The 21,726-nt window shown below is 68.4% G+C and carries 20 protein-coding genes; all 20 read left to right on the top strand.

All coding sequences use genetic code 11. The features are described 5' to 3' along the window. The first annotated feature begins 4 nt into the window (after positions 1 to 4). The 20 genes from AUC47_RS13500 (at position 5) to dnaE (ending at position 21,708) form a co-directional block, all read left to right on the top strand. On the top strand, positions 5 to 1,417 hold the full coding sequence (locus AUC47_RS13500; RefSeq protein ID WP_096715676.1) for a UDP-N-acetylmuramoyl-tripeptide--D-alanyl-D-alanine ligase: 1,413 nt from the start codon (positions 5 to 7) through the stop codon (positions 1,415 to 1,417). Beyond that, on the top strand, positions 1,414 to 2,526 hold the full coding sequence (mraY, locus tag AUC47_RS13495; RefSeq protein ID WP_096715675.1) for a phospho-N-acetylmuramoyl-pentapeptide-transferase: 1,113 nt from the start codon (positions 1,414 to 1,416) through the stop codon (positions 2,524 to 2,526). Before AUC47_RS13500 ends, mraY begins: the two co-directional genes overlap by 4 nt. Beyond that, on the top strand, positions 2,516 to 4,054 hold the full coding sequence (gene murD / locus AUC47_RS13490) for a UDP-N-acetylmuramoyl-L-alanine--D-glutamate ligase (RefSeq protein WP_096715674.1): 1,539 nt from the start codon (positions 2,516 to 2,518) through the stop codon (positions 4,052 to 4,054). Before mraY ends, murD begins: the two co-directional genes overlap by 11 nt. Then, positions 4,023 to 5,291 (top strand): putative lipid II flippase FtsW, encoded by a 1,269-nt coding sequence (gene ftsW / locus AUC47_RS13485; protein WP_096715673.1) that lies wholly within the window; start codon positions 4,023 to 4,025, stop codon positions 5,289 to 5,291. The genes murD and ftsW overlap by 32 nt, the downstream gene beginning before the upstream one ends. Then, positions 5,288 to 6,364 (top strand): UDP-N-acetylglucosamine--N-acetylmuramyl-(pentapeptide) pyrophosphoryl-undecaprenol N-acetylglucosamine transferase, encoded by a 1,077-nt coding sequence (locus AUC47_RS13480; RefSeq protein WP_096715672.1) that lies wholly within the window; start codon positions 5,288 to 5,290, stop codon positions 6,362 to 6,364. The genes ftsW and AUC47_RS13480 overlap by 4 nt, the downstream gene beginning before the upstream one ends. Before the next feature lie 53 nt (positions 6,365 to 6,417). Further along, entirely contained in the window at positions 6,418 to 7,815 is a 1,398-nt protein-coding gene (murC, locus tag AUC47_RS13475) for a UDP-N-acetylmuramate--L-alanine ligase (protein WP_096715671.1), read from the top strand. A 3-nt stretch (positions 7,816 to 7,818) separates the two neighbouring features. Beyond that, positions 7,819 to 8,742, top strand: a complete 924-nt coding sequence (locus AUC47_RS13470) for an FtsQ-type POTRA domain-containing protein (RefSeq protein WP_096715670.1) — start codon at positions 7,819 to 7,821, stop codon at positions 8,740 to 8,742. Between the two features lie 178 nt (positions 8,743 to 8,920). Further along, the gene (gene ftsZ, locus AUC47_RS13465; RefSeq protein ID WP_096715669.1) at positions 8,921 to 10,078 is read left to right on the top strand and encodes a cell division protein FtsZ; all 1,158 of its coding nucleotides are present in this window, start codon (positions 8,921 to 8,923) and stop codon (positions 10,076 to 10,078) included. Further along, the gene (locus AUC47_RS13460; protein ID WP_096715668.1) at positions 10,075 to 10,755 is read left to right on the top strand and encodes a YggS family pyridoxal phosphate-dependent enzyme; all 681 of its coding nucleotides are present in this window, start codon (positions 10,075 to 10,077) and stop codon (positions 10,753 to 10,755) included. The genes ftsZ and AUC47_RS13460 overlap by 4 nt, the downstream gene beginning before the upstream one ends. Positions 10,756 to 10,798: 43 nt before the next feature. Continuing rightward, complete coding sequence (locus AUC47_RS13455; RefSeq protein ID WP_096715667.1) at positions 10,799 to 11,272, top strand: cell division protein SepF; 474 nt, start codon at positions 10,799 to 10,801, stop codon at positions 11,270 to 11,272. A 3-nt stretch (positions 11,273 to 11,275) separates the two neighbouring features. Then, the gene (locus tag AUC47_RS13450) at positions 11,276 to 11,572 is read left to right on the top strand and encodes a YggT family protein (protein ID WP_096715666.1); all 297 of its coding nucleotides are present in this window, start codon (positions 11,276 to 11,278) and stop codon (positions 11,570 to 11,572) included. A gap of 153 nt (positions 11,573 to 11,725) precedes the next feature. Further along, positions 11,726 to 12,319 carry a DivIVA domain-containing protein gene (locus AUC47_RS13445; RefSeq protein WP_096715665.1) on the top strand — a complete coding sequence of 198 codons (594 nt, stop codon included), beginning with the start codon at positions 11,726 to 11,728 and terminating at the stop codon, positions 12,317 to 12,319. 96 nt (positions 12,320 to 12,415) lie between these two features. After that, positions 12,416 to 12,982, top strand: a complete 567-nt coding sequence (locus AUC47_RS13440; RefSeq protein WP_373557867.1) for a signal peptidase II — start codon at positions 12,416 to 12,418, stop codon at positions 12,980 to 12,982. 2 nt (positions 12,983 to 12,984) lie between these two features. Next, positions 12,985 to 13,905: an RluA family pseudouridine synthase gene (locus AUC47_RS13435; protein WP_096715663.1), complete on the top strand. Its 921-nt coding sequence runs from the start codon at positions 12,985 to 12,987 to the stop codon at positions 13,903 to 13,905. Between the two features lie 82 nt (positions 13,906 to 13,987). Then, entirely contained in the window at positions 13,988 to 14,575 is a 588-nt protein-coding gene (locus tag AUC47_RS13430) for a GNAT family N-acetyltransferase (RefSeq protein ID WP_096715662.1), read from the top strand. A gap of 31 nt (positions 14,576 to 14,606) precedes the next feature. Further along, positions 14,607 to 15,215, top strand: coding sequence for an RNA polymerase sigma factor (locus tag AUC47_RS13425; protein ID WP_096715661.1), 609 nt, complete (start codon positions 14,607 to 14,609; stop codon positions 15,213 to 15,215). Continuing rightward, on the top strand, positions 15,212 to 16,342 hold the full coding sequence (locus AUC47_RS13420) for a hypothetical protein (protein ID WP_096715660.1): 1,131 nt from the start codon (positions 15,212 to 15,214) through the stop codon (positions 16,340 to 16,342). Before AUC47_RS13425 ends, AUC47_RS13420 begins: the two co-directional genes overlap by 4 nt. Positions 16,343 to 16,383: 41 nt before the next feature. After that, positions 16,384 to 16,989, top strand: coding sequence for an RNA polymerase sigma factor (locus AUC47_RS13415; RefSeq protein ID WP_096715659.1), 606 nt, complete (start codon positions 16,384 to 16,386; stop codon positions 16,987 to 16,989). Further along, entirely contained in the window at positions 16,964 to 18,076 is a 1,113-nt protein-coding gene (locus AUC47_RS13410; RefSeq protein WP_096715658.1) for a hypothetical protein, read from the top strand. Before AUC47_RS13415 ends, AUC47_RS13410 begins: the two co-directional genes overlap by 26 nt. Positions 18,077 to 18,189: 113 nt before the next feature. After that, entirely contained in the window at positions 18,190 to 21,708 is a 3,519-nt protein-coding gene (gene dnaE / locus AUC47_RS13405) for a DNA polymerase III subunit alpha (protein ID WP_096715657.1), read from the top strand. Positions 21,709 to 21,726: the final 18 nt, after the last annotated feature.

Raw genomic sequence — 21,726 nt, 5'->3', positions numbered from 1 at the left:
TGTCATGATCGCCCTGTCGCTTGCTGAGATCGCCGCCGTCCTGGGGGGTGATCTGCGGCTCGCCGGAGACGCCACGGCCGAGACCCTGGTGGATGGCGTCGTCGACACCGACTCCCGCACCATGGAGCCCGGCTCGATCTTCGTCGCGAAGCCCGGCGCGGCGACCGACGGGCACAACTTCGTCGGAGCGGCTCTCGCGTCCGGCGCCGCGCTTGCGATCGTCGAGCGCCCGGTCGACGAGGCGATCAGCCAGATCGTCGTCGCGGACGCCGTGCGGGCGCTGGCCGACCTCGCGAGAGAGGTCGTGGCGCGCGTCCGCGCCGCCGGTTCGCTCACGATCGTCGGCATCACCGGTTCGAACGGCAAGACGACGACCAAGAACTTCCTCGCCCGGATCCTGTCTGATGAGGGGGCAACCGTGGCTCCCATCAACTCGTACAACAACGAGGTCGGCGCCCCGGTCACCATGCTGCGCGTCACGTACGACACGCGCTTCCTCGTCAGCGAGTTCGGAGCGGACGCCCCCGGCAGCATCGCCCGTCTGGCTGGGCTGGTGGAGCCGGATGTGGTCGTCGTGCTCATGGTCGGCCTGGCGCACGCCGGCGGCTTCGGCGGCATCGAGGCCACGGCGAAGGCGAAGTCCGAACTCGTCGCGGCTGCGGCCCCCACCGGCACAGCCGTGCTGAACATCGACGATCCGCGTGTCGCGGCGATGCGCGAGCTCGCCGAGTCCCGCGGCATGAGCGTCGTCGGATTCGGCCAGGGCACCGCGGCGCAGGTGCGGGCCGAGGGGCTCGAGGTGACGGCATCCGGCACGTCGTGCACGATCGAGGCCGCCGGGGCGCGGGTGCCGCTGCACCTCCGCGTGCTCGGGGCGCATCACATCAACAACGCCCTCGCAGCCATCGCCGCCGCCGGTGTGCTCGGGGTCTCGACGGCGGATGCCGTCGCGCGTCTCGAGACCGTGGAGATCGCGGAGCGCTGGCGCATGCAGCCCCTCGGGAACGACCGTGTCCGCATCATCAACGACGCCTACAACGCGAGTCCCGACTCCATGGCGGCCGCACTGCGCACGCTCGCGCAGATCACCGGCCCCGGAGAGCGCACGGTCGCCGTCCTCGGCGCCATGAGCGAGCTGGGCGAGACCGCGGGGGAGGAGCACGACCGCATCGGCCTGCTCGCCGTGCGTCTCAACATCCAGCGCATCGTGGTCGTCGGACCCGAGGCGCGCCGCCTCTACATCTCCGCGATCGGCGAGGGGTCGTGGGACAGCGAGGCCGTCTTCTTCCCCGACCAGGACGCGGCTTTCGAGTATCTGCGTGAGGAGCTCCGCGACGGCGACCGCGTGCTCGTGAAGTCCTCCAACTCGGTCGGCCTCCGGCATCTCGGTGATCGTCTGGGAGAATTGTTCTCGTGAGGTCACTCATCATGGCGGCGGCCATCTCGCTCGCCTTCACACTCTTCCTGACTCCCGTCTTCCTCCGGCTCTTCCGCAAGTGGGGATGGGGTCAGGTCATCCGCACCCCCGAGGCGCTCGAGAATCCGAGCCACGAGGCCAAGCGCGGCACCCCGACAATGGGCGGTGTCATCTTCATCGCAGGCACGATGGTGGGCTACTTCACCGGCGTCCTCGTCGGCGGAGGAACACCGGCCCTGTCGGCGATCCTCGTGATCTGGCTCATGGTGGGCTTCGGAGCCGTCGGCTTCATCGACGACTACATGAAGGTGCGCAGCCAGCGCAGTCTCGGCCTGTCCGGATGGCGCAAGATCATCGGGCAGCTGATCGTGATGATCCCGTTCGGCATCGTCGCTCTGAACTTCCCGAACAAGTTCGACCAGACGCCCGCGTCGGGATCGATCTCCCTGTTCCGCGACATCCCGTGGCTGAACCTGTTCGCGTTCACGGTCGTCGTCGGCTGGGTGCTGTATCTGCTGTGGATCTCGGTGATCGGCGTCGCGACCTCGAACAGCGTGAACCTCACCGACGGACTCGACGGGCTCGCCGCCGGCGCCGGCGTGATCGTCGTCGGCGCCTACAGCCTCATCGCCTTCTGGCAGTTCAAGCAGTCGTGCGTCGGCGAAGGCGTCGAGAAGGCGGCGATCGGCGGATGCTACGAGGTGCGCGACCCGTTCAGTCTCGCCATCGTCGCCGCATCCTTCGCCGCCAGTCTCATCGGCTTCCTGTGGTGGAACGCGCCCAAGGCCAAGGTCTTCATGGGCGACGTGGGCTCGATGGCCATCGGCGGCGTCATCACCGCCATGGCGATCCTCACGCGCACAGAGCTGCTGCTGCTCGTCATCGCTGGCGTGTTCGTGCTCGCCTCGGGCTCCGTCATCCTGCAGCGCGCCTACTTCAAGATCACCCGCGGCAAGCGGCTGTTCCTCATGAGCCCGTTCCACCACCATCTCGAGATGCGCGGGTGGTCCGAGGTGACGATCGTGGTGCGGATGTGGATCATCGCCGGACTCCTCGCCGTCTCCGCGGTCGGGCTCTTCTACGTGGAATGGCTGACCCGTGTCGGTTGAGTCCCGGCTCGCGTCGCTCACCAGCTGGAATGCCGACTGGGCCGGCCTCCGCGTCGCCGTTCTCGGTCTGTCGATGACAGGGTTCTCGGTCGCCGACACCCTCACAGAGCTCGGCGCCGAGGTGCTCGTGCTCAGCGAATCGGCCGACGAGGAGTACGCGAAGCTCGTTCCGGTCGTCGGGGCGCGCCTCGAGCTCGGGCCCCTGAGCGATGTGCCGCAGGCTCTCGTTGATTTCGACGCGCAGGTCGTGATCGCGTCACCCGGGTTCTCGCCGTCGCACCCCGTCATCCGCTGGGTGCAGGAATCGGGCATCGCCCTCTGGGGCGACGTCGAGCTGGCCTGGCGGGTGCGTGACAAGGTCGTGCGCGCCGACGGAACCCCGGCCGACTGGGTGCTCATCACGGGCACGAACGGCAAGACCACCACGACTCAGCTCACCGCGAGCCTGCTCGTCGAGGGCGGTCTGCGCGCGGCTCCGTGCGGCAACATCGGCGTGCCGGTGCTGGATGCCGTGCGCGACCCCTCCGGCTTCGACGTGCTGGTCGTCGAGCTGTCGAGCCATCAGCTCTGGTACCTCGGCCTCGCAGAGCCCGAGGGCGAGCTGTACCCCCATTCCTCCGTCTGCCTGAACCTCGCCGACGATCACCTCGTCTGGCACGGCAGCGCCCGCGCCTACCGCGACGCGAAGGCGCTCGTCTACCGCAACACCCGCGTCGCCTGCGTCTACAACAAGGCCGATGAGGCGACCCGTCTGATGGTGGAGGACGCCGAGGTGGTCGAGGGTGCGCGCGCGATCGGCTTCGACCTCGGCATCCCGGGACCCAGCGACCTCGGTGTCGTCGAGGGACTCCTCGTCGATCGCGCGTTCCTCGACGATCGCGCACGCAGCGCGCTCGAGCTCACGACCGTCGCGGATCTCGAGGCCGCCGGGCTCAGCGCCCCGCACATCGTGCAGAACATCCTCGCGGCGAGTGCGCTCGCACGGTCTCTCGACGTCGCCCCCGAGGCGATCCACGACGCTCTCCGAGGCTTCCGTCTCGACGCTCACCGCATCCAGGTCGTCGCCCGCCACGCCGGCATCACCTGGGTCGACGACTCGAAGGCGACGAACCCGCACGCCGCGGCGTCGTCGCTGCGCGCGTACCCCGGCGCGGTGTGGGTCGTCGGGGGAGACCTGAAGGGCGTCGACATCGCCGACCTCATCGCCTCCGCAGGCTCGACGGCCCGCGCGGCCGTCGTCATCGGCGTCGAGCGCTCCGAGGTCGTGACGGCATTCGAGCGACACGCGCCGGCGGTGCCCGTGTTCGAGGTCGATGCTGGCGAGACTGGTGAGGTCATGAACCGCGTCGTGGAGATCGCTGCGGGGATCGTCGACGGCGAGGGCACGGTGCTGCTGGCCCCCGCCGCGGCATCCTTCGATCAGTTCACGAGCTACGCGGATCGCGGCCGCCGCTTCGCCGAAGCGGTGCAGGACTGGATCGACCGGGGGAGCGCCGATGACACAGGTCGCACGCCCCCCGCGCTCTGAGTCCGGGTCCTCGGGAGGTCTCGCCGCACGCGTCTCGCTCGGGCGCCGCTTCACGCCGCTCTCGACCGAGTTCCTCATGATCGCCTCCGCGGCGCTGCTGCTGACGATCTTCGGGCTCGTGATGGTGCTGTCGGCGACGAGCGCCACCGCCGTCTCCCGGGGCGAGAACCCGATGGACGGGGCTCTGCGCCAGGGTGTGTTCGCCGTGCTCGGCGTGCCGCTCATGTTCCTCATCTCGCGGATGCCCGTCCGCTTCCTGAAGCGCATGGCCTGGCCGGCGCTGTTCGGGGCGATCGCGCTGCAGCTGCTGGTCTTCACACCCCTCGGCATCGAGGACGGCGGAAACCGCAACTGGATCAAGATCGCCGGGTTCACCCTGCAGCCGTCGGAGTTCCTCAAGCTCGCGCTCGCGCTGTGGATCGGCTACGTGCTCATGCGCAAGCAGACGATGCTCGGCACCTGGCACCAGGTCTTCATCCCCGTCGTGCCCGTCGGCGCGCTCGCGATCGGGACCGTGCTCGCGGGCAAGGACCTCGGTACCGCCATGGTGCTCGTCCTCGTCCTCCTCGGCTGCCTCTTCTTCTCGGGGGTGAAGCTGCGGCTCTTCATCCTGCCGGTGCTGCTCGGCATCGCCTCCGTGATCGCCCTGGCCGTGACCAGTCCTGACCGGATGCGGCGCATCACCGCGACGTGCTCGGACATGTCCGCCTACACCGGCGACTGCTACCAGTCCATCCACGGGATCTGGGGCATGGCCTCCGGCGGCGTCTTCGGCGTCGGCCTCGGCAACTCGCAGGAGAAGTACGGCTGGCTGCCCGCGGCGGGCAACGACTTCATCTTCGCGATCGTGGGGGAGGAGCTCGGACTCATCGGCTGCGTCGTCGTGCTCGCGCTCTTCACGCTGTTCACCGTCGGCGCCTTCCACATCATCCGCAAGACCTCCGACCCGTTCATCCGCATCGCCGCCGGCGGCGTCACGGTATGGATCACCGGTCAGGCCGTCCTGAACATCGGCGTCGTGATCGGAGTCTTCCCGGTCATGGGCGTGCCGCTGCCCTTCATGTCGCAGGGCGGCACGGCGCTGCTCGCCGTGCTGATCGCCTGCGGAGTGCTGCTCGCCTTCGCCAGGACGGTCCCCGCCGCCGAGGCGCGCGCTGCTGAGCGCACAGCCTCGCCGGGGCGGGCGCCGTCGCCTGGGCGGGGTCCCTCGGTCCGGCGGGGTAGGGTCTCACGGTGACCACGTACCTTCTCGCCGGCGGGGGAACCGCCGGTCACGTCAACCCTCTGCTCGCCGTCGCCGACGGACTGCGGTCCCGCGACGCGGACGCGGCGGTTCTGGTGCTCGGCACGGCGGAGGGACTGGAGTCCCGCCTGGTGCCCGCGCGCGGCTACGAGCTCCTCGTGGTCGACAAGGTGCCGTTCCCGCGGCGTCCCGACGCGCAGGCGGCGCGGTTCCCGCTGCGGTTCCGTCGAGCGGTCGCCCAGGTGCGCGACCACATCCGCGCACACGGCGTCGATGTGGTCGTCGGGTTCGGCGGCTACGCCTCGGCCCCCGCCTACGTCGCCGCGCGTCGCGAGCGGATCCCGTTCGTCGTGCACGAGGCGAACGCGCGGCCCGGCCTCGCGAACGTCCTCGGCGCGCGTCGCGCCGCCGCCACGGGTCTCGCCTTCGCCGGCACCCCGCTGCGCGGCGGCGAGGTGGTCGGGATGCCGTTGCGCAGGGAGGTCATCGAGCTCGATCGCGCGGCGGCGCGCGACGAGGCGGCCGCGCACTTCGGCCTGGATGCCGCGCGGCCCGTGCTGCTCGTCTTCGGCGGATCGCTCGGCGCCCAGCGCCTCAACGACGCTCTCGCAGACTCCTGGGGCGATGTGCTCGCCGCGGGGTGGCAGCTGCTGCACGTCACGGGCGAGCGCAGCGACCTCGCCGATCCCGGCGTCCCCGGCTACGCGCTCGTGCGGTACGTCGACCGCATGGACCTCGCGTTCGCCGTGGCGGATCTCATCGTGTCGCGCTCGGGGGCGGCCACCGTCAGCGAGATCAGCGCCCTCGGCATCCCGGCGCTGTACGTGCCGTATTCGGTCGGCAACGGGGAGCAGCGACTCAACGCCGCCACCGCGGTCGCCGCCGGCGCCGCGAAGCTCCTCGATGACGCGACGTTCGACGGAGACGCCGTGCGACGGATCGTCGTCCCCCTCCTGGGTGATCCCGACCGCCTCGCCGCCATGTCGGCGGCCGCGTCGGAAGTCGGGACCCGGAGCGGCACGGAGAACCTCATCGCGCTCGTCGACCGCGCCATCGCCTCCGTGTGACCGGCGTCGCCCTGCGCCGCTCCGTCCGACCCGAAAAGTAGACTGAACCCGACATGATCAGACCTGACCTCTCCCTCCCGATCCCCGAGTCGATCTCCTCCGCGCACTTCATCGGCATCGGCGGATCCGGTATGAGCGGCCTCGCGCGCATGTTCCTCGATGCGGGCATCCGCGTCTCCGGAAGCGATCGGGCCGACAGCGACAACCTGCGCGCCCTGGCCGCGGCCGGCGCGACCGTCCACGTCGGGCACGACGCCGCACATCTGGGCGACGCCGACACGGTCGTGCACACCGGAGCGATCTGGCCGGAGAACCCGGAGTTCGTCACGGCGAAGGAGCGCGGTCTGCACGTCATCCACCGCTCTCAGGCGCTGCACTGGCTGATCGGCTCCCGTCGTCTCGTGTCGGTCGCGGGCGCCCACGGCAAGACGACGTCGACCGGCATGATCGTGACGGCGCTCCAGGCGCTGGGCGCCGATCCGAACTTCGTGAACGGCGGCGTGATCGAGCAGCTCGGCGTCTCGAGCGCCTCGGGGTCGGGCGAGCTGTTCGTGATCGAGGCCGACGAGTCCGACGGCACGTTCCTGCTGTACGACACCGCCGTCGCCCTCATCACGAACGTCGACCCCGACCACCTCGACCACTACGGATCGGACGAGGCGTTCCACGACGCGTTCGTGCGCTTCGCGGACGCGGCGACCGAGGCCGTCGTCATCTCGAGCGACGATGCGGGCGCGCTGCGCGTGGGTGCGGGTCTCTCGCACCCGAACGTCGTGACCTTCGGCCAGGCCGAGGCTTCCGATCTCCGCATCACCGACATCGTCGCCGCGGGCCCGGTGGCCGCGACCCTCACCCACGGCGACGAGAGCGTCCGCCTGCAGCTGGCCGTGCCTGGCGTGCACAACGCCGTGAACGCGGCGGGTGCCGTCGCCGTGCTCCGTGCCCTGGGATTCGGCCTCGAGGAGTCGGCGCGAGCCGTCGAGGGTTTCGCCGGCACCGTTCGTCGCCTCGAGAAGCACGGCGTGGAGCGGGGGGTCGCGGTCTTCGACGACTACTCCCACCACCCCACCGAGGTGCGCGCGGCGCTCGAGGCGATGCGGTCGATCTCCGGTGACGGTCGCATCATCGCGATCCAGCAGCCGCATACCTACTCGCGCACGCAGCACATGTTCCGCGAGTTCGCCGATGTGCTCGAGACGTACGCCGACCACACGGTCATGCTCGACGTGTACGGCGCCAGGGAGGACCCGGTCCCCGGGGTCACCGGCGAGCTGGTGAGCGGGGCGTTCCGCGACCCGTCCCATGTCCACTACGTCGCCGACTGGCAGCAGGCCGCCGACTACACGGCATCCGTCGCTCGAGAGGGCGATTACGTGATCACGCTGGGGTGCGGCAACGTCTACCAGATCATCCCGCAGGTGTTCGAGTCGCTGCGGTCCACCGAGGCGTAGCTCATGCGCCGCCCGCCCCCGCTCCCGACGCCTGCCGGCGAGTCCGTGGAGAACGCGTCCGCGCGTCGCCGCCGGGACACCGCGGCCGGACAGGACGGTGTCGGACGAGGCGGAGCGGCACCGGGGGCGATCTCGGAGCTCTCCCGGACGGAGGTCGTCGACGATGATCAGGAGATGTCCGCGCGCGACGTCTGGCGTGCCGCGCGAGCGCGGCGGAAGGCGCTCCGTGCGGAGATCCGGCGGTTCACACAGCGGTCCCGTCGCCGCAGGATCGTCTGGCTGAGCGCGATCGGAGCCGCTGTCCTCCTCGTGGGCGGGAGCGTCGCCGCGGCGTACAGCCCGCTGTTCGCCGTCGAGAGGATCACGGTGGTCGGCGCGACGACTCTCGACCCGGCCACGCTCGAGGCCGCGCTCGCGGACCAGCTGGGAACCCCGCTGGCGCTCGTGGATTCGAGCGAGGTCAAGGCATCGCTGCTCGCCTTCCCGCTCATCGAGACCTACGCGCTCGAGGCGAAACCGCCGCACGACCTCACGGTGCGCATCGTCGAGCGCACTCCCGTCGGAGTGATCCGGTCCGACGCGGGCTACACCCTGGTGGATGCCGCGGGCGTCGCGCTGTCGACGACCTCCGACCAGCCGGCGGGTCAGCCGATCCTCAACATCACCGGAGGCACGGACTCCGCGGCGTTCGAGACGGCAGGACTCGTGGTGCGCTCGGTCCCGACGGATCTGCGCGCGGCACTCACCAACGTCACGGCGACGACGCCCGACGACGTCACGTTGACGCTCAGCACCGGGCTCACGGTCGTCTGGGGCAACTCCGAGGAGTCACCGCTGAAGAGCGAGGCCCTGGCGAAGGCGCTTCTCGCGGTCCCCGGGGCGTCGTCGATCGACGTCACCTCGCCGCACGCGGTCGTCATCGGCTGAGTTCGCGCGGCAAACACACGACACGCCCGTGTCGTTGCGTGCGCGCGACCACGCGGCGCTTACCTTCGAACAAGAGAAACCATTGCCGGGAAATACTTTACACCTCTAGTTGAGGTTTAAGGTTCGCCCCGGCGAGGTGGCTCTCCATCAGACAGGCTCGATTATTCGGAGGCCGGCCATGAGCCAGAACCAGAACTACCTCGCCGTGATCAAGGTCGTCGGCGTCGGCGGTGGCGGCGTCAACGCCGTCAACCGCATGATCGAACTCGGTCTCCGCGGAGTCGAGTTCATCGCCGTGAACACCGACGCTCAGGCGCTCCTCATGAGCGACGCGGACGTCAAGCTCGACGTGGGCCGCGAGCTCACGCGCGGACTCGGCGCCGGCGCCGACCCCGAGGTCGGCCGCCGCGCCGCCGAAGACCACGCCGAGGAGATCGAGCAGGCGCTGACCGGTGCCGACATGGTCTTCGTCACCGCTGGCGAGGGAGGCGGCACCGGAACCGGCGGCGCCCCCGTGGTCGCCCGTATCGCGAAGTCGATCGGCGCGCTGACCATCGGTGTCGTCACCAAGCCGTTCTCCTTCGAAGGTCGTCGTCGCCAGAGCCAGGCCGAGGCCGGCGTCTCCAAGCTCAAGGAAGAGGTCGACACCCTCATCGTGGTGCCGAACGACCGACTGCTGGAGATCAGCGACCGCGGCATCTCGATGATCGAGGCGTTCGCCACGGCCGACCAGGTGCTCCTTGCCGGTGTGCAGGGCATCACCGACCTCATCACCACCCCCGGTCTCATCAACCTCGACTTCGCCGACGTGAAGTCCGTCATGCAGGGTGCGGGTTCCGCGCTCATGGGCATCGGATCCGCACGCGGCGCCGACCGAGCGATCAAGGCAGCAGAGCTCGCGGTCGAGTCCCCGCTGCTCGAGGCGAGCATCGAGGGAGCGCACGGTGTGCTGCTGTCGATCCAGGGTGGGTCGAACCTCGGCATCTTCGAGATCCACGACGCCGCCGACCTCGTCAAGGAGGCCGCGCACCCTGAGGCGAACATCATCTTCGGCACGGTCATCGACGACACCCTCGGCGACGAGGTGCGCGTCACGGTGATCGCGGCCGGATTCGACGGTGGCGAGCCCTCGCTGCGCCTCGACCCGATGGTGGTCACTCGCCCCGCCGCGGCCGGCACGTTGCCCGAGGTCACGCTCTCGAACGACGAGGAGAGCACGCCGGCGGCATCCGAGCAGGCTGAGAAGAACGAGCCCGCTCCGCAGCGCGTCACGGCCACGAGCATCGAGCCGGCGTTCGCCGACGACGACATCGACATCCCCGAATTCCTGAAGTGACCGACCTGGCCGCACGGCTGTCGGCGATCGATGAGCGGATCGCCGACGCCGCGCGCCTGGCCGGGCGCGACCCGCAGGAGATCACGCGGATCGTCGTCACGAAGTTCCACCCCGCATCGCTCGTGCGGGAGCTGACGGCTCTCGGTGTCACCGACGTGGGAGAGAACCGACAGCAGGAGCTCTCCGCGAAGACCGCTGAGCTCGACGGCCTCGACGTGCGGTGGCATTTCATCGGACAGGCGCAGACGAACAAGGCGGCCGCGATCAGACGGAGCGCGGATGCCGTGCACTCTGTCGATCGCGAGCGCCTAGCCGACGCTCTGCACAGGGCGGCGGAGGACGACAGCATCCTCGACGTCCTGGTGCAGGTGAATCTCACCGACGACCCCGGGCGTGGAGGAATCGCGCCCGATGCGGCGCGCGCGCTGGCCGAGCACGTGCTCACGCTGCCCACCCTGCGGCTGCGCGGGGTGATGGCCGTCGCGCCGCTCGACGAGGACCCCGCCCCGGCTTTCGCGCGGTTGCGCGAGATATCCGACGACGTCCGCACGGTCGACCCCGCGGCGACGTGGATCTCCGCCGGGATGACCGGCGACTTCGTCGAGGCGATCTCCGCAGGTGCGACACACCTTCGGATCGGCTCCGCAATCACAGGACCCCGCCCCGACCGGGGTTAACCTCTAACCAGACCAGCCCGACACGTTCGAACCGGAGGACACGATGGGTAACCCGCTGAAGAAGACCATGGTGTATCTCGGCCTCGCCGACGAGGAAGAGGTCTACGAGGAGGAGCAGCAGGCTCCGGCCCGTGCCCACCGAGAGCGTGACCGCGAGCGCGACGAGCCCGCCCCCGCCCCGATCACCCCGCTGCGTCGTCCCGTCGCGGTGCGACAGCCCGCAGGAGGGGCAGTGAACGAGATCCTCACCGTGCACCCCAAGCAGTACCGCGATGCGCAGCTCATCGCCGAGAGCTTCCGCGAGGGCGTGCCGGTCATCATCAACCTCTCGCAGATGAGCGATGCGGATGCCCGCCGTCTGATCGACTTCGCCTCCGGTCTCTCCCTGGGCCTGTACGGCCGCATCGAGCGCGTGACCTCGAAGGTGTTCCTCCTCTCGCCGGAGAACATCAACGTCTCTGGTCACGGGGGCATCGCGCACGCGGACGCAGAGTCCGCGGGCTTCGACCAGTCGTAACCCGTGGGGCTCGTCTCCGTCTTCGCGAGCATCGTCCACACGGCGCTGCTGCTGTACCTCCTGGTGCTCTTCGCACGGTTGATCCTCGACTACATCCCGATGTTCAACCGCGAGTGGCGCCCCAAGGGCGCCGGGCTCGTGGCCGCAGAGATCGTCTACACGATCACCGATCCGCCCATCCGGTTCTTCCGGCGGATCATCCCTCCGCTGCGCATCGGCTCGCTGTCGCTGGACTTCGGATTCTCCCTGACGATCCTGATCGTGCTGATCCTCATGAACATCGTGGGCATCTTCCGCTGACACCGGCCGAGTTGCCCTGGGTCGAGTGTCGCGGCATCGCGGCGGACAGACTCGGGGACTATGCTTGGCTCCCAGGTGCGCGCCCCGGGTTCGCGCCACATCACGACCGCGCCATTCTCGAAACTGGCAACCGAACTCATCGAAGGAGCCACCATGGCACTTACCCCGGATGACGTCGTCACCAAGCAGTTCCAGCACGTCCGCTTCAAGGACGGCTTCGACCCGGACGAGGTCGACGACTTCCTCGACGAGATCGTCATCGAGTGGCGTAAGGCCCTCGAGGAGAACGCCGAGCTGAAGGCGAAGCTCGCGGCATACGAGTCGGGCGCCGCCCCCGCCGCCGCTCCCGCTCCTGCTGCCGAGGCACCCGCCGCTCCGGCCCCCGTCGAGACGCCCGCCGAGCCTGCTCCGTCGGGCTCTGCGACCGCCACCGCCGGCATCATCGAGCTCGCGCAGCGTCTGCACGACGAGCACGTCGCCGAGGGTGAGGCCAAGCGCGCCCAGCTCATCGCCGAAGCGGAGGGCGAGGTCAACCGCATCCGCACCGAGGCCGAGGCCAAGCAGCGCGAGGAGTCCGCACGTCTCGAGCGCGAGCGCAACACGCTCGAAGCCCGCATCACCGAGCTCCGCAACTTCGAGCGCGACTACCGTTCGCAGCTGCGCGGCTACATCGAGGGTCAGCTCCGCGACCTCGACGAGAAGTCGGCGTCGACGGACTCGACCCCGGTCTCCGCGATCGGACTGTAGGTCGTCCTCTTGCCAGGACGCCGTCCTCTTCGTCGGTCGGCGGCCGGCGCGATCGTTGCGATTCTCGCAGTGGTCGTGCTGGCCGCCGATCAGTTTGTGAAGTACCTCACCATCGAGAACCTGCCCCTGCAGGAGCCGGTACCGGTGCTCGGTGAGTTCCTTCAGCTGTACTACGTCCGCAATCCCGGTGCCGCATTCTCGCTGGGCTCGGACGTCACCTGGATCTTCACGATCGCCCTCGCGGTGGTCGCCGGCGTGATCGTGTGGAAAGCCTTCGGCCTTCGCTCGCGCCTCTGGGCCGTCGTGCTGGGCGGGCTCCTGGGCGGCGTGCTCGGCAACCTGACCGACCGCCTCTTCCGCGACCCCGGCTTCCCCATGGGGCACGTGGTTGACATGATCTCGATGCCGTGGATGATGCCGGCGATCTTCAACGTCGCCGATATCTTCATCGTCACGGGCATGATCTCGGTGGCGCTGCTCGTGGTGTTCGGTCTGCGATTCGACGGGTCGCGCGAGCGCGACCACCCGGTCGTCGAGACCGAGGAAGAGGCTGAGGCCGTCGCTGTGGCCGACGCGGTCGCGCACGAGGGGACCGCGTCCGGGGACTCGGGAGGCGACCCGACGCCGCGGTCCTCGGGCACCACGACCACCGACGGGCGCTGATCGTGGAGTTCCGGACCCTTCCCGTCCCCGACGGGCTGGACGGCGTGCGCGTCGATGCCGCGCTGGCGAAGATGCTCGGTTTCTCCCGCACGTTCGCGGCCGACGTGGCAGCGACGGGCGGCGTGCGTCTCGACGGCATCACCCTGGACAAGTCGGACCGCCTCCGCGGCGGAGGCTGGCTCGAGGTCGAGTGGCAGCCGAAGGAGGAGCCCCGCATCGTGCCGATCGCGGTTCCGGAGCTCGGAATCGTCTACGACGACGACGACATCGTCGTGGTCGATAAGCCGACCGGCGTTGCGGCTCATCCGTCGCTCGGCTGGGACGGCCCGACCGTGGTCGGCGCGTTGGCGGCGGCCGGGTTCCGCGTGGCGACCAGCGGTGCTCCGGAGCGGCAGGGTGTCGTGCACCGGCTCGACGTCGGAACCAGCGGCCTCATGGTGGTCGCGAAGACGGAGGCCGCCTACACGGCGCTCAAGCGCGCCTTCAAGGAACGCACCGTCGAGAAGATCTATCACGCGGTCGTACAGGGGCATCCCGATCCGCTCGCCGGGACGATAGACGCGCCCATCGGACGGCATCCGAATCACTCCTGGAAGTTCGCCGTGGTCCCCGATGGCAAGCCCTCGGTCACTCACTACGAGACGCTCGAGGCGTTCCCCGGCGCCTCGCTGCTCGAGGTCCACCTCGAGACGGGCCGCACGCATCAGATCCGCGTGCACATGGCCGCCCACCGGCATCCGTGCGTGGGCGATCCGCTGTACGGAGCCGACCCCACCCTCTCCGCGCGTCTGGGGCTCACACGCCAATGGCTGCACGCGCACCAGCTCGCTTTCACTCATCCGGCCACGGGGGAGTGGGTGCAGTTCGAGTCCGAGTACCCCGCCGACTTCCAACACGCCCTCGACGTGCTGCGCGCCGACTAGTCCGCGCCTGATCGGTCGCGCCTGATCGGGTCGCTCCGCCCGTCGTGCGTGCGATGTCGTCGGCGTGCGTCACACTGGGCGCATGAGCATCGAGGTTCGTCCGGCGACCGTGTTCGACGACGTCGCGACGCTGGTGGGGCCGAAGAAGCCGACGTCGAACGTCTGCTTCTGTCTGAGCTATCGCGTCGGCAGTAAGGAGAACGTCGCGCTGAAGGGTCCGGCGCGCGCCGAACGGGTGCGGGAGCTGTGCGCCCAGGACCCGCCGCCTGGGGTCATCGCCTACCTCGACGACGAGCCCGTCGGCTGGTCGGCCCTGCATCCGCGGCGCGACACCAGCTTCGCGCGCAACCGGCTGATCCCGCACATCGACGACCTCGACGTCTGGTCGCTGTGGTGCTTCCGCGTGCGGCCCGGCCACCGGAGGCAGGGGATCTCGCACGCGCTCGTCGACGGCGCCGTGGCGTACGCCAGCGAGCGCGGTGCGCCGGCCATCGAGGGGTACCCGGTGGACAACCGAGGCGAGAAGGTCGACCTCACGATGGCGTACGTCGGCACGAGGAGCCTGTTCGAGAGCGCGGGCTTCACCAAGGCGGCCGAGACCGGGTCGGTGCTGAGCGGCTTCCCGAGGGTGTTGATGCGGCTCGATCTCGGGACGTCGAAGAAAACGTGAACCCATTCTGCGCGCACAGACAATACTCAGCGTGAGCACAGACAGCGAGATCATCCAACGGTCTCTGGACCAACCCTCAGCCTTCGCCCAGCTGTTCGATCGACATGCGCGCGTGGTCAACGCCTTCGCGACGTATCGGATCGGCCGGCATGCCGCGGAGGACGTCTTGAGCGAGACGTTCCTCGTGGCGTTCCGGCGTCGCGCGGACTTCGACCCGGGCGTCGAGTCGGCCGTCCCGTGGCTGCTCGGCATCGCCTCTCGCCTGATCCGCCGGCACCGCGCGGTGGAGGCGAAGCACTGGCGTTCGTTCGCGGCTGTCGTCTTGGGTGAGGAGCACGCTTCCGAGGGCGGCGTCGACGACGCGATGACGCGGATCGACGCGGAGCGCGAGGTCGCAGGGCTCAGAGCGCGCATCGCCGCTCTCGCGCCGAGGGATCGGGAGACGCTCCTTCTCTACGCGTGGCAGGGGCTGTCCTACGACGAGGTGGCGACGGCGCTCGGCGTCCCGGTCGGGACTGTGCGGTCCCGGTTGAGCCGCGTACGCAAGCGCCTGGACCCCGCACGCAGGGCGCAGGCGAGGAAACAGGCAGAGCAACGGACAGAGACGCAGACAGACCGAGCAGCAGGGAAGATCCGATGAACGTTTTCGAGAAGGTGCAGGAGACCCGACCGGCGATCGACGGGGCCGAGGAGAACATCTCGGCGGCCCGGGCGCGACTTCTGAGCGCGATCCACTCCGAACAGCGGCCTGCGCGGTCGCGTGCGGCACGACGCCCGTGGCTCATCACGGCAGGCCTCGTCGGCGCTGTGGCGGCAGTGACGGCCGGGGTTCTCGTGATCGGCAACCTCACGACACCGACGACCGGCGGCGTCGAGGCGATTCCGACCGTCGTGCCCGAGCCGACAGCGGAGCCGACGCCGGAGCCGACAGCGGAGCCGACAGTGGAGCCGTTGACGGCTGCCGGAGCCTTCAGCGCGGCAGGGGCATCTTCGAGCACGTTCACCGGATTGACGGTCGCACCGGGGCAGTATCTCCGCGTCGCGACGACGACGACCGGTCTCGTCTTCCACGAGCCGGTCAACGGGTGGGGAGAGTATTCCGCCGATCGCTCCAATGCCACGAGCGCGTGGAGCGTGCTGGGAGGTTCGGAGACGTACCTTCCGGCCGACCAGTACGACGAGTGGCGCTACGTCGGACGACCAGTCCAGATCGGCGAGCTCTTCGGCGCCGATGCCGGGGCGAAGGCGCAGCAGTACCTCCAGGAGGTCGCGCACAGCTCCTACGACCCCTACGGTGAGATCGGCGGGGCCGGCGCGCCCTGGCCGACGGCGGGTGGCAGCTCTCTGGCCGCGTTCTACGACGCGATGCCGAACGACCCCGCGCAGCTCATCGCCTGGATCGACGAAAATCAGCAGACGCCACCGGAGTCCGACAACGTGAAGGTCGGCTGGTTGCTGATCGAGTTGCTCGCCCGCAACGGCGGTTCCGCCGAGACCCGCGCAACGATGTATGCCGCGCTGAGCATGCTGGACGGATTCGCTGTGACGAGCACGGTCGGCAACGTCGTGACAGTCGCACTCGACACGCCGACCCAGGATGTGTCCGGGAATCCCACCATCCAGCGCCGTACCGCCACGATCGACATCAGCACGGGGCTCGTGCAGGAGACGACATCGACGACCGGATCGGGATCCGCACTGGTTCCGGATTCGATCCCCGACATGAGGAGCGTGTACGCGATGACCGTCGTCAACAGCGCTCCTTGACGAATTTCGAACCGTCCGCCGGCGTACGGGCAATACATAGTGTGAGCACAGACAGCGAGATCATTCAGCGGTCGCTCGGGCAGCCCCGGGCGTTCGCCGAACTCTTCGACAGACATGCCGGAGTGGTCGGGCGCTACGCAGCCCGGCGCCTCGGAGCGGATGCCGGGGAGGACATCCTGAGCGAGACGTTCCTGGTCGCATTCGTCCGCCGCACGGCGTTCGACACGACGTGGGACAGTGCCCTGCCGTGGTTGTTCGGGATCGCCTCCCGGCTGATCAGGAAACACCGGGCGACGGAGGCCAAGCACCTCCGATCGAGCAGCGAGTCGGCACAGCGAGAAGAACACATCTCGCACGGTGACCTCGAGACGACGATCGCGCGGCTGGATGCGGAGATATCGACCAGGGAGCTCGCCCCACGGATCGCCTCGCTGTCGGCGAAGGACCGCGAGACGCTCCTGTTGTACGCCTGGGGGGATCTGACCTACGAGGAGGTCGCCGACGCCCTCGGCGTTCCCGTGGGCACGGTGCGCTCCCGCATCAACCGAGTGCGCACGAGGCTGGATCCGCACCGCGGCGCCAGTCGCACCCGAATCCCGAAGCAGAAGGAAGGAGAAGTCGATGGACGTTTTCGAGCGCGTGCGTGAGGTCAACACGGGGGTGAGCCTCACCGACGAGCGGATCGCCGGGGCGCGAGCCCGACTTCTCGAGGGTATCGACTCCGGTATGGTGACCGCGCGCAAGCGCGTGAGCCGCCGGCCGATGTTCCTCATCGCCGGGGCCGTCGTCGGGGTCGCCGCAGCGACCGCGACGGTCGTGGTGGTCGGTCTGCTCACGGCGCCGGACGCGCGGGTGGAGGCGATACCCGCTCCCTCGCCCACTGCGGAGTCGACGCGACAGCCGGGGGAGGTGCTCCCGCATCCCGCACCGACCGGAGGAACCGGGATCACGGAGCCGTTCCCCGGCACCACCCCGCAGGCGGGACAGTACCTGAGCATCGAGACGACGGACGACCGGATCATGTATCGCGGCGCAGGAGACTCCTGGTTCTACGAATGGTCGTATCGTCCCGACGGTGCTGCGCCGATCACCGCCGCGATCTACCGCAACGTCAACACTCTCTTCGTACCCGGCGACCGCAGCGGCGAGTGGGTCGGTCGATCGGGTCCGGCCAATGATCGGATCGCTTCCTTCCCCGCCGATCAGAGCGGAGATTGGGAGGCGATGCTCCCATTCAGCGGCGACGTACAGACCTGGACGTACCCGGGCGGCATCGGAGGCGAAACCCTTCCGCTCACTGGATCCGAGGAGTGGTATCTGCAGTATCCGCAGGACCCGCAGGCACTGCTCCAGTGGTTCCGGGACAGGGCTTCGGAGGGGATGGCGGATCCAGCGGCGGTCGACGAGGTGGCTCTCAGCAACGTCATCGACGTGCTGGTCGAGAACTACGCGCCGGCGCCGACTAGGGCAACGTTCATCGAAGCTCTCGCCGTCTCCGGGCACGCTGAGATTACCTCGACGGACGGTGACATCGTGACCTACCGGTGCCGATTCACAGAGATGAGCGACCCTTCGACCGTCACCGTGTCGGTCGATCGAACGACGGGCTGGGTCGTCGAGTACACCTCGCGTCACGATCGTACGGACGCCGATTCGCTCGCTGACCCCGCGCCGACCGCGACCCCGGACATCCGCAAGACCATCACGACGAGGATCGTCGACGCGCTGCCTTGACGGCCGTGCGCTCCGACGTGGGCTGCCGTGGCCCGCGTCGGTCTCCGGTATCCGACTGGATGCACGGGCCTGGATGCGTCCTCGATGTCGGACGCCGAAAGTAGACTCGAAGCATGGCATCCGACTCCTTCGTCCACCTCCATGTGCACAGCGAGTACTCGATGCTGGACGGCGCGGCGAAGATCGCATCGATGACCCAGGCGGCAGCCGACTACGGGATGCCGGCGATCGCCGTCACCGACCATGGCAACACGTTCGCGGCGTTCGAGTTCTACAAGGCGGCCAACGCCGCGGGCATCAAACCGATCGTGGGTCTCGAGGCCTACGTCACCCCCGGCACGCACCGCAGCGACAAGTCGCGCGTGCAGTGGGGGTCGCCCGATCAGAAGAGCGACGACGTCTCGGGCTCCGGGGCGTACACCCACATGACCATGTGGAGCGAGAGCACGCAGGGCATGCACAACCTCTTCCGCCTCAGCTCGCTGTCGAGCATGGAGGGGTACTACTTCAAACCCCGCATGGACCGCGAGCTGCTCCAGACCTACGGCAAGGGACTGATCGCCACCACGGGATGCCCGTCGGGAGAGATCCAGACCCGCCTCCGGCTCGGGCAGTACGACGCGGCGCGCGCGGCGGCGGCAGAGTTCCAGGACCTGTTCGGCAAGGAGAACTACTTCGCCGAGATCATGGACCACGGGCTCTCGATCGAGCGACGTGTCATGACCGACCTGATCCGGCTCGCGAAGGATCTGGGCATCCCGCTGGTCGGAACGAACGACTCCCACTACACGAACCAGCACGAGGCAGATGCGCACGAGGCGCTGCTCTGCGTGCAGTCCGGCTCGACTCTCGACGATCCGAACCGCTTCAAGTTCGACGGCGACGGGTACTACATCAAGACCGCCGCCGAGATGCGGCAGCTCTTCCGCGACCACCCCGAGGCCTGCGACAACACCCTTCTCATCGCCGAGCGCTGCGAAGTCGAGTTCAACACCTCCGCGAACTACATGCCGCGGTTCCCGGTTCCGGACGGCGAGACGGAGGACAGCTGGCTGATCAAGGAGGTCGAGGCCGGCCTGCACTACCGCTACCCGAATGGCATCCCCGACAAGGTGCGCAAGCAAGCCGAGTACGAGACCGGCATCATCCTGCAGATGGGGTTCCCCGGGTACTTCCTCGTCGTCGCCGACTTCATCAACTGGGCAAAGGACAACGGCATCCGCGTCGGTCCGGGCCGCGGGTCCGGTGCGGGCTCGATGGTCGCCTACGCCATGCGGATCACCGACCTCGACCCGCTCGAGCACGGCCTCATCTTCGAGCGGTTCCTCAACCCCGATCGCGTCTCCATGCCCGACTTCGACGTCGACTTCGACGACCGGCGCCGCGGCGAGGTCATCGACTATGTGACGCGGAAATACGGCTCCGAGCGCGTCGCGCAGATCGTCACCTACGGCACGATCAAGTCCAAGCAGGCGCTCAAGGACGCCGGGCGCGTTCTCGGGTTCCCGTTCAGCATGGGGGAGCGCCTCACCAAGGCCATGCCGCCCCCCGTCATGGGCAAGGACATGGAGCTCGGCGGCATGTTCGACTCCGCGCACCCGCGCTACAAGGAGGCGAGCGAGTTCCGCGCGCTCATCGAGACCGATCCCGAGGCGAAGACAGTCTTCGACCGGGCGCTCGGACTCGAGGGACTTAAGCGCCAATGGGGCGTGCACGCGGCCGGCGTGATCATGTCGTCCGAGCCGCTGCTCGACATCATCCCCATCATGCGCCGAGAGCAGGACGGCCAGATCGTCACGCAGTTCGACTACCCGTCGTGCGAGTCGCTCGGTCTGATCAAGATGGACTTCCTGGGGCTCCGCAACCTCACGATCATCTCGGACGCGCTCGACAACATCCGCACGAACCGCGGCGAGGAGCTTGACCTCGAGCACCTCGCGCTCGACGACCGCGGAGCCTACGACCTTCTCGCTCGAGGCGACTCTCTCGGCGTCTTCCAGCTCGACGGCGGGCCGATGCGCTCTCTCATGCGACTGATGAAGCCCGACAATTTCGGTGACATCTCGGCCCTCATCGCGCTGTACCGACCGGGGCCCATGGGGGCGAATTCGCACACGAACTACGCGCTCCGCAAGAACGGGATGCAGCCGATCACGCCGATCCACCCGGAGTTCACCGAGTCGCTGGCGGACATCCTCGAGGAGTCCTACGGTCTCATCATCTACCAGGAGCAGGTCATGGCCATCGCCCAGCGCGTGGCCGGATTCTCGCTCGGCCAGGCAGACATCCTGCGTAGAGCCATGGGTAAGAAGAAGAAGTCCGAGCTCGACAAGCAGTTCGAGGGCTTCCGGGCAGGCATGCACACCAACGGGTACTCCGACGGAGCCGTGAACGCCCTGTGGGAGATCCTGCTCCCGTTCTCCGACTACGCCTTCAACAAAGCGCACTCCGCCGCGTACGGCGTCGTGTCGTACTGGACGGCCTATCTCAAGGCGCACTATCCCGCCGAGTACATGGCCGCGCTTCTCACCAGCGTCGGCGACTCCAAGGACAAGATGGCGCTGTATCTCAACGAGTGCCGTCGCATGGGCATCAAGGTCCTGCCGCCCGACGTCTCCGAGTCCATCAACTTCTTCGCCGCCGTCGGAGACGACATCCGCTTCGGACTGGGAGCCGTCCGCAACGTCGGCAGCAACGTGGTCGACGGCATCGTCCAGGCGCGCAAGGACGAGCGCTTCACCTCTTTCCACCACTTCCTCGACAAGGTCCCCCTGCACGTCTCGAACAAGCGGACGGTCGAGTCGCTCATTAAGGCCGGCGCGTTCGACTCGATGGGCGACACCCGTCGTGCGCTCATGGAGATACACGAAGACGCCGTCGAGGCGGCCGTCGACCGGAAACGCAATGAGGCTCAGGGAGCCATAGGCTTCGACTTCGACAGTCTGTACGACGGCATGGAGGAGGCGGCGCCCGCGAAGGTGCCCGCTCGTCCCGAATGGATCAAGAAGGACAAGCTCGCCTTCGAGCGGGAGATGCTCGGGCTGTACGTGTCCGATCACCCGCTCGCCGGCCTCGAAGTGCCGCTTGCCAAACACGCCTCCATCTCGATTCACGACCTCAACAACTCGGAGGATCTTCAGGACGGAGATCAGGTCACGGTGGCGGGGCTCGTCACGAGCGTGCAGCACCGTGTTGCGAAGGCCAGCGGAAATCCGTACGGCATGATCACGATCGAGGACTTCAACGGCGAAGTGACGGTCATGTTCATGGGCAAGACCTACACGGAGTTCCAGCACACGCTGCAGCAAGACTCCATCCTGGCGGTCCGCGGTCGGGTGTCGCGCCGCGACGACGGGCTGAATCTGCATGCCCAGTCGGCGTTCGCCCCCGACGTGGGATCGTTCGACGCCGCGGGGCCGCTGTCGCTCGTGCTCGCCGAGCAGCGTGCGACAGAGCGGGTCATGCAGGAGCTCGCCGACGTGCTTCGGCGGCATAACGGCGACACCGAGGTTGTGCTGCGGGTTCATCGTGGAGGCACGGCGAAGGTGTTCGACGTGCCTATGCCGGTGAAGGTCTCGGCCGATCTCTTCGGCGATCTCAAGTCGCTCCTCGGACCGACCTGCCTGGGCTGACGCGCCGTCATCGAGCGT

Source organism: Microbacterium sp. SZ1 (genome assembly GCF_002362255.1).
In the GTDB taxonomy this organism is placed as follows: Bacteria; Actinomycetota; Actinomycetes; order Actinomycetales; family Microbacteriaceae; genus Microbacterium.
Note: the sequence above shows the minus strand (reverse complement) of the source record. Positions and strands in the feature narration are given on the sequence as shown.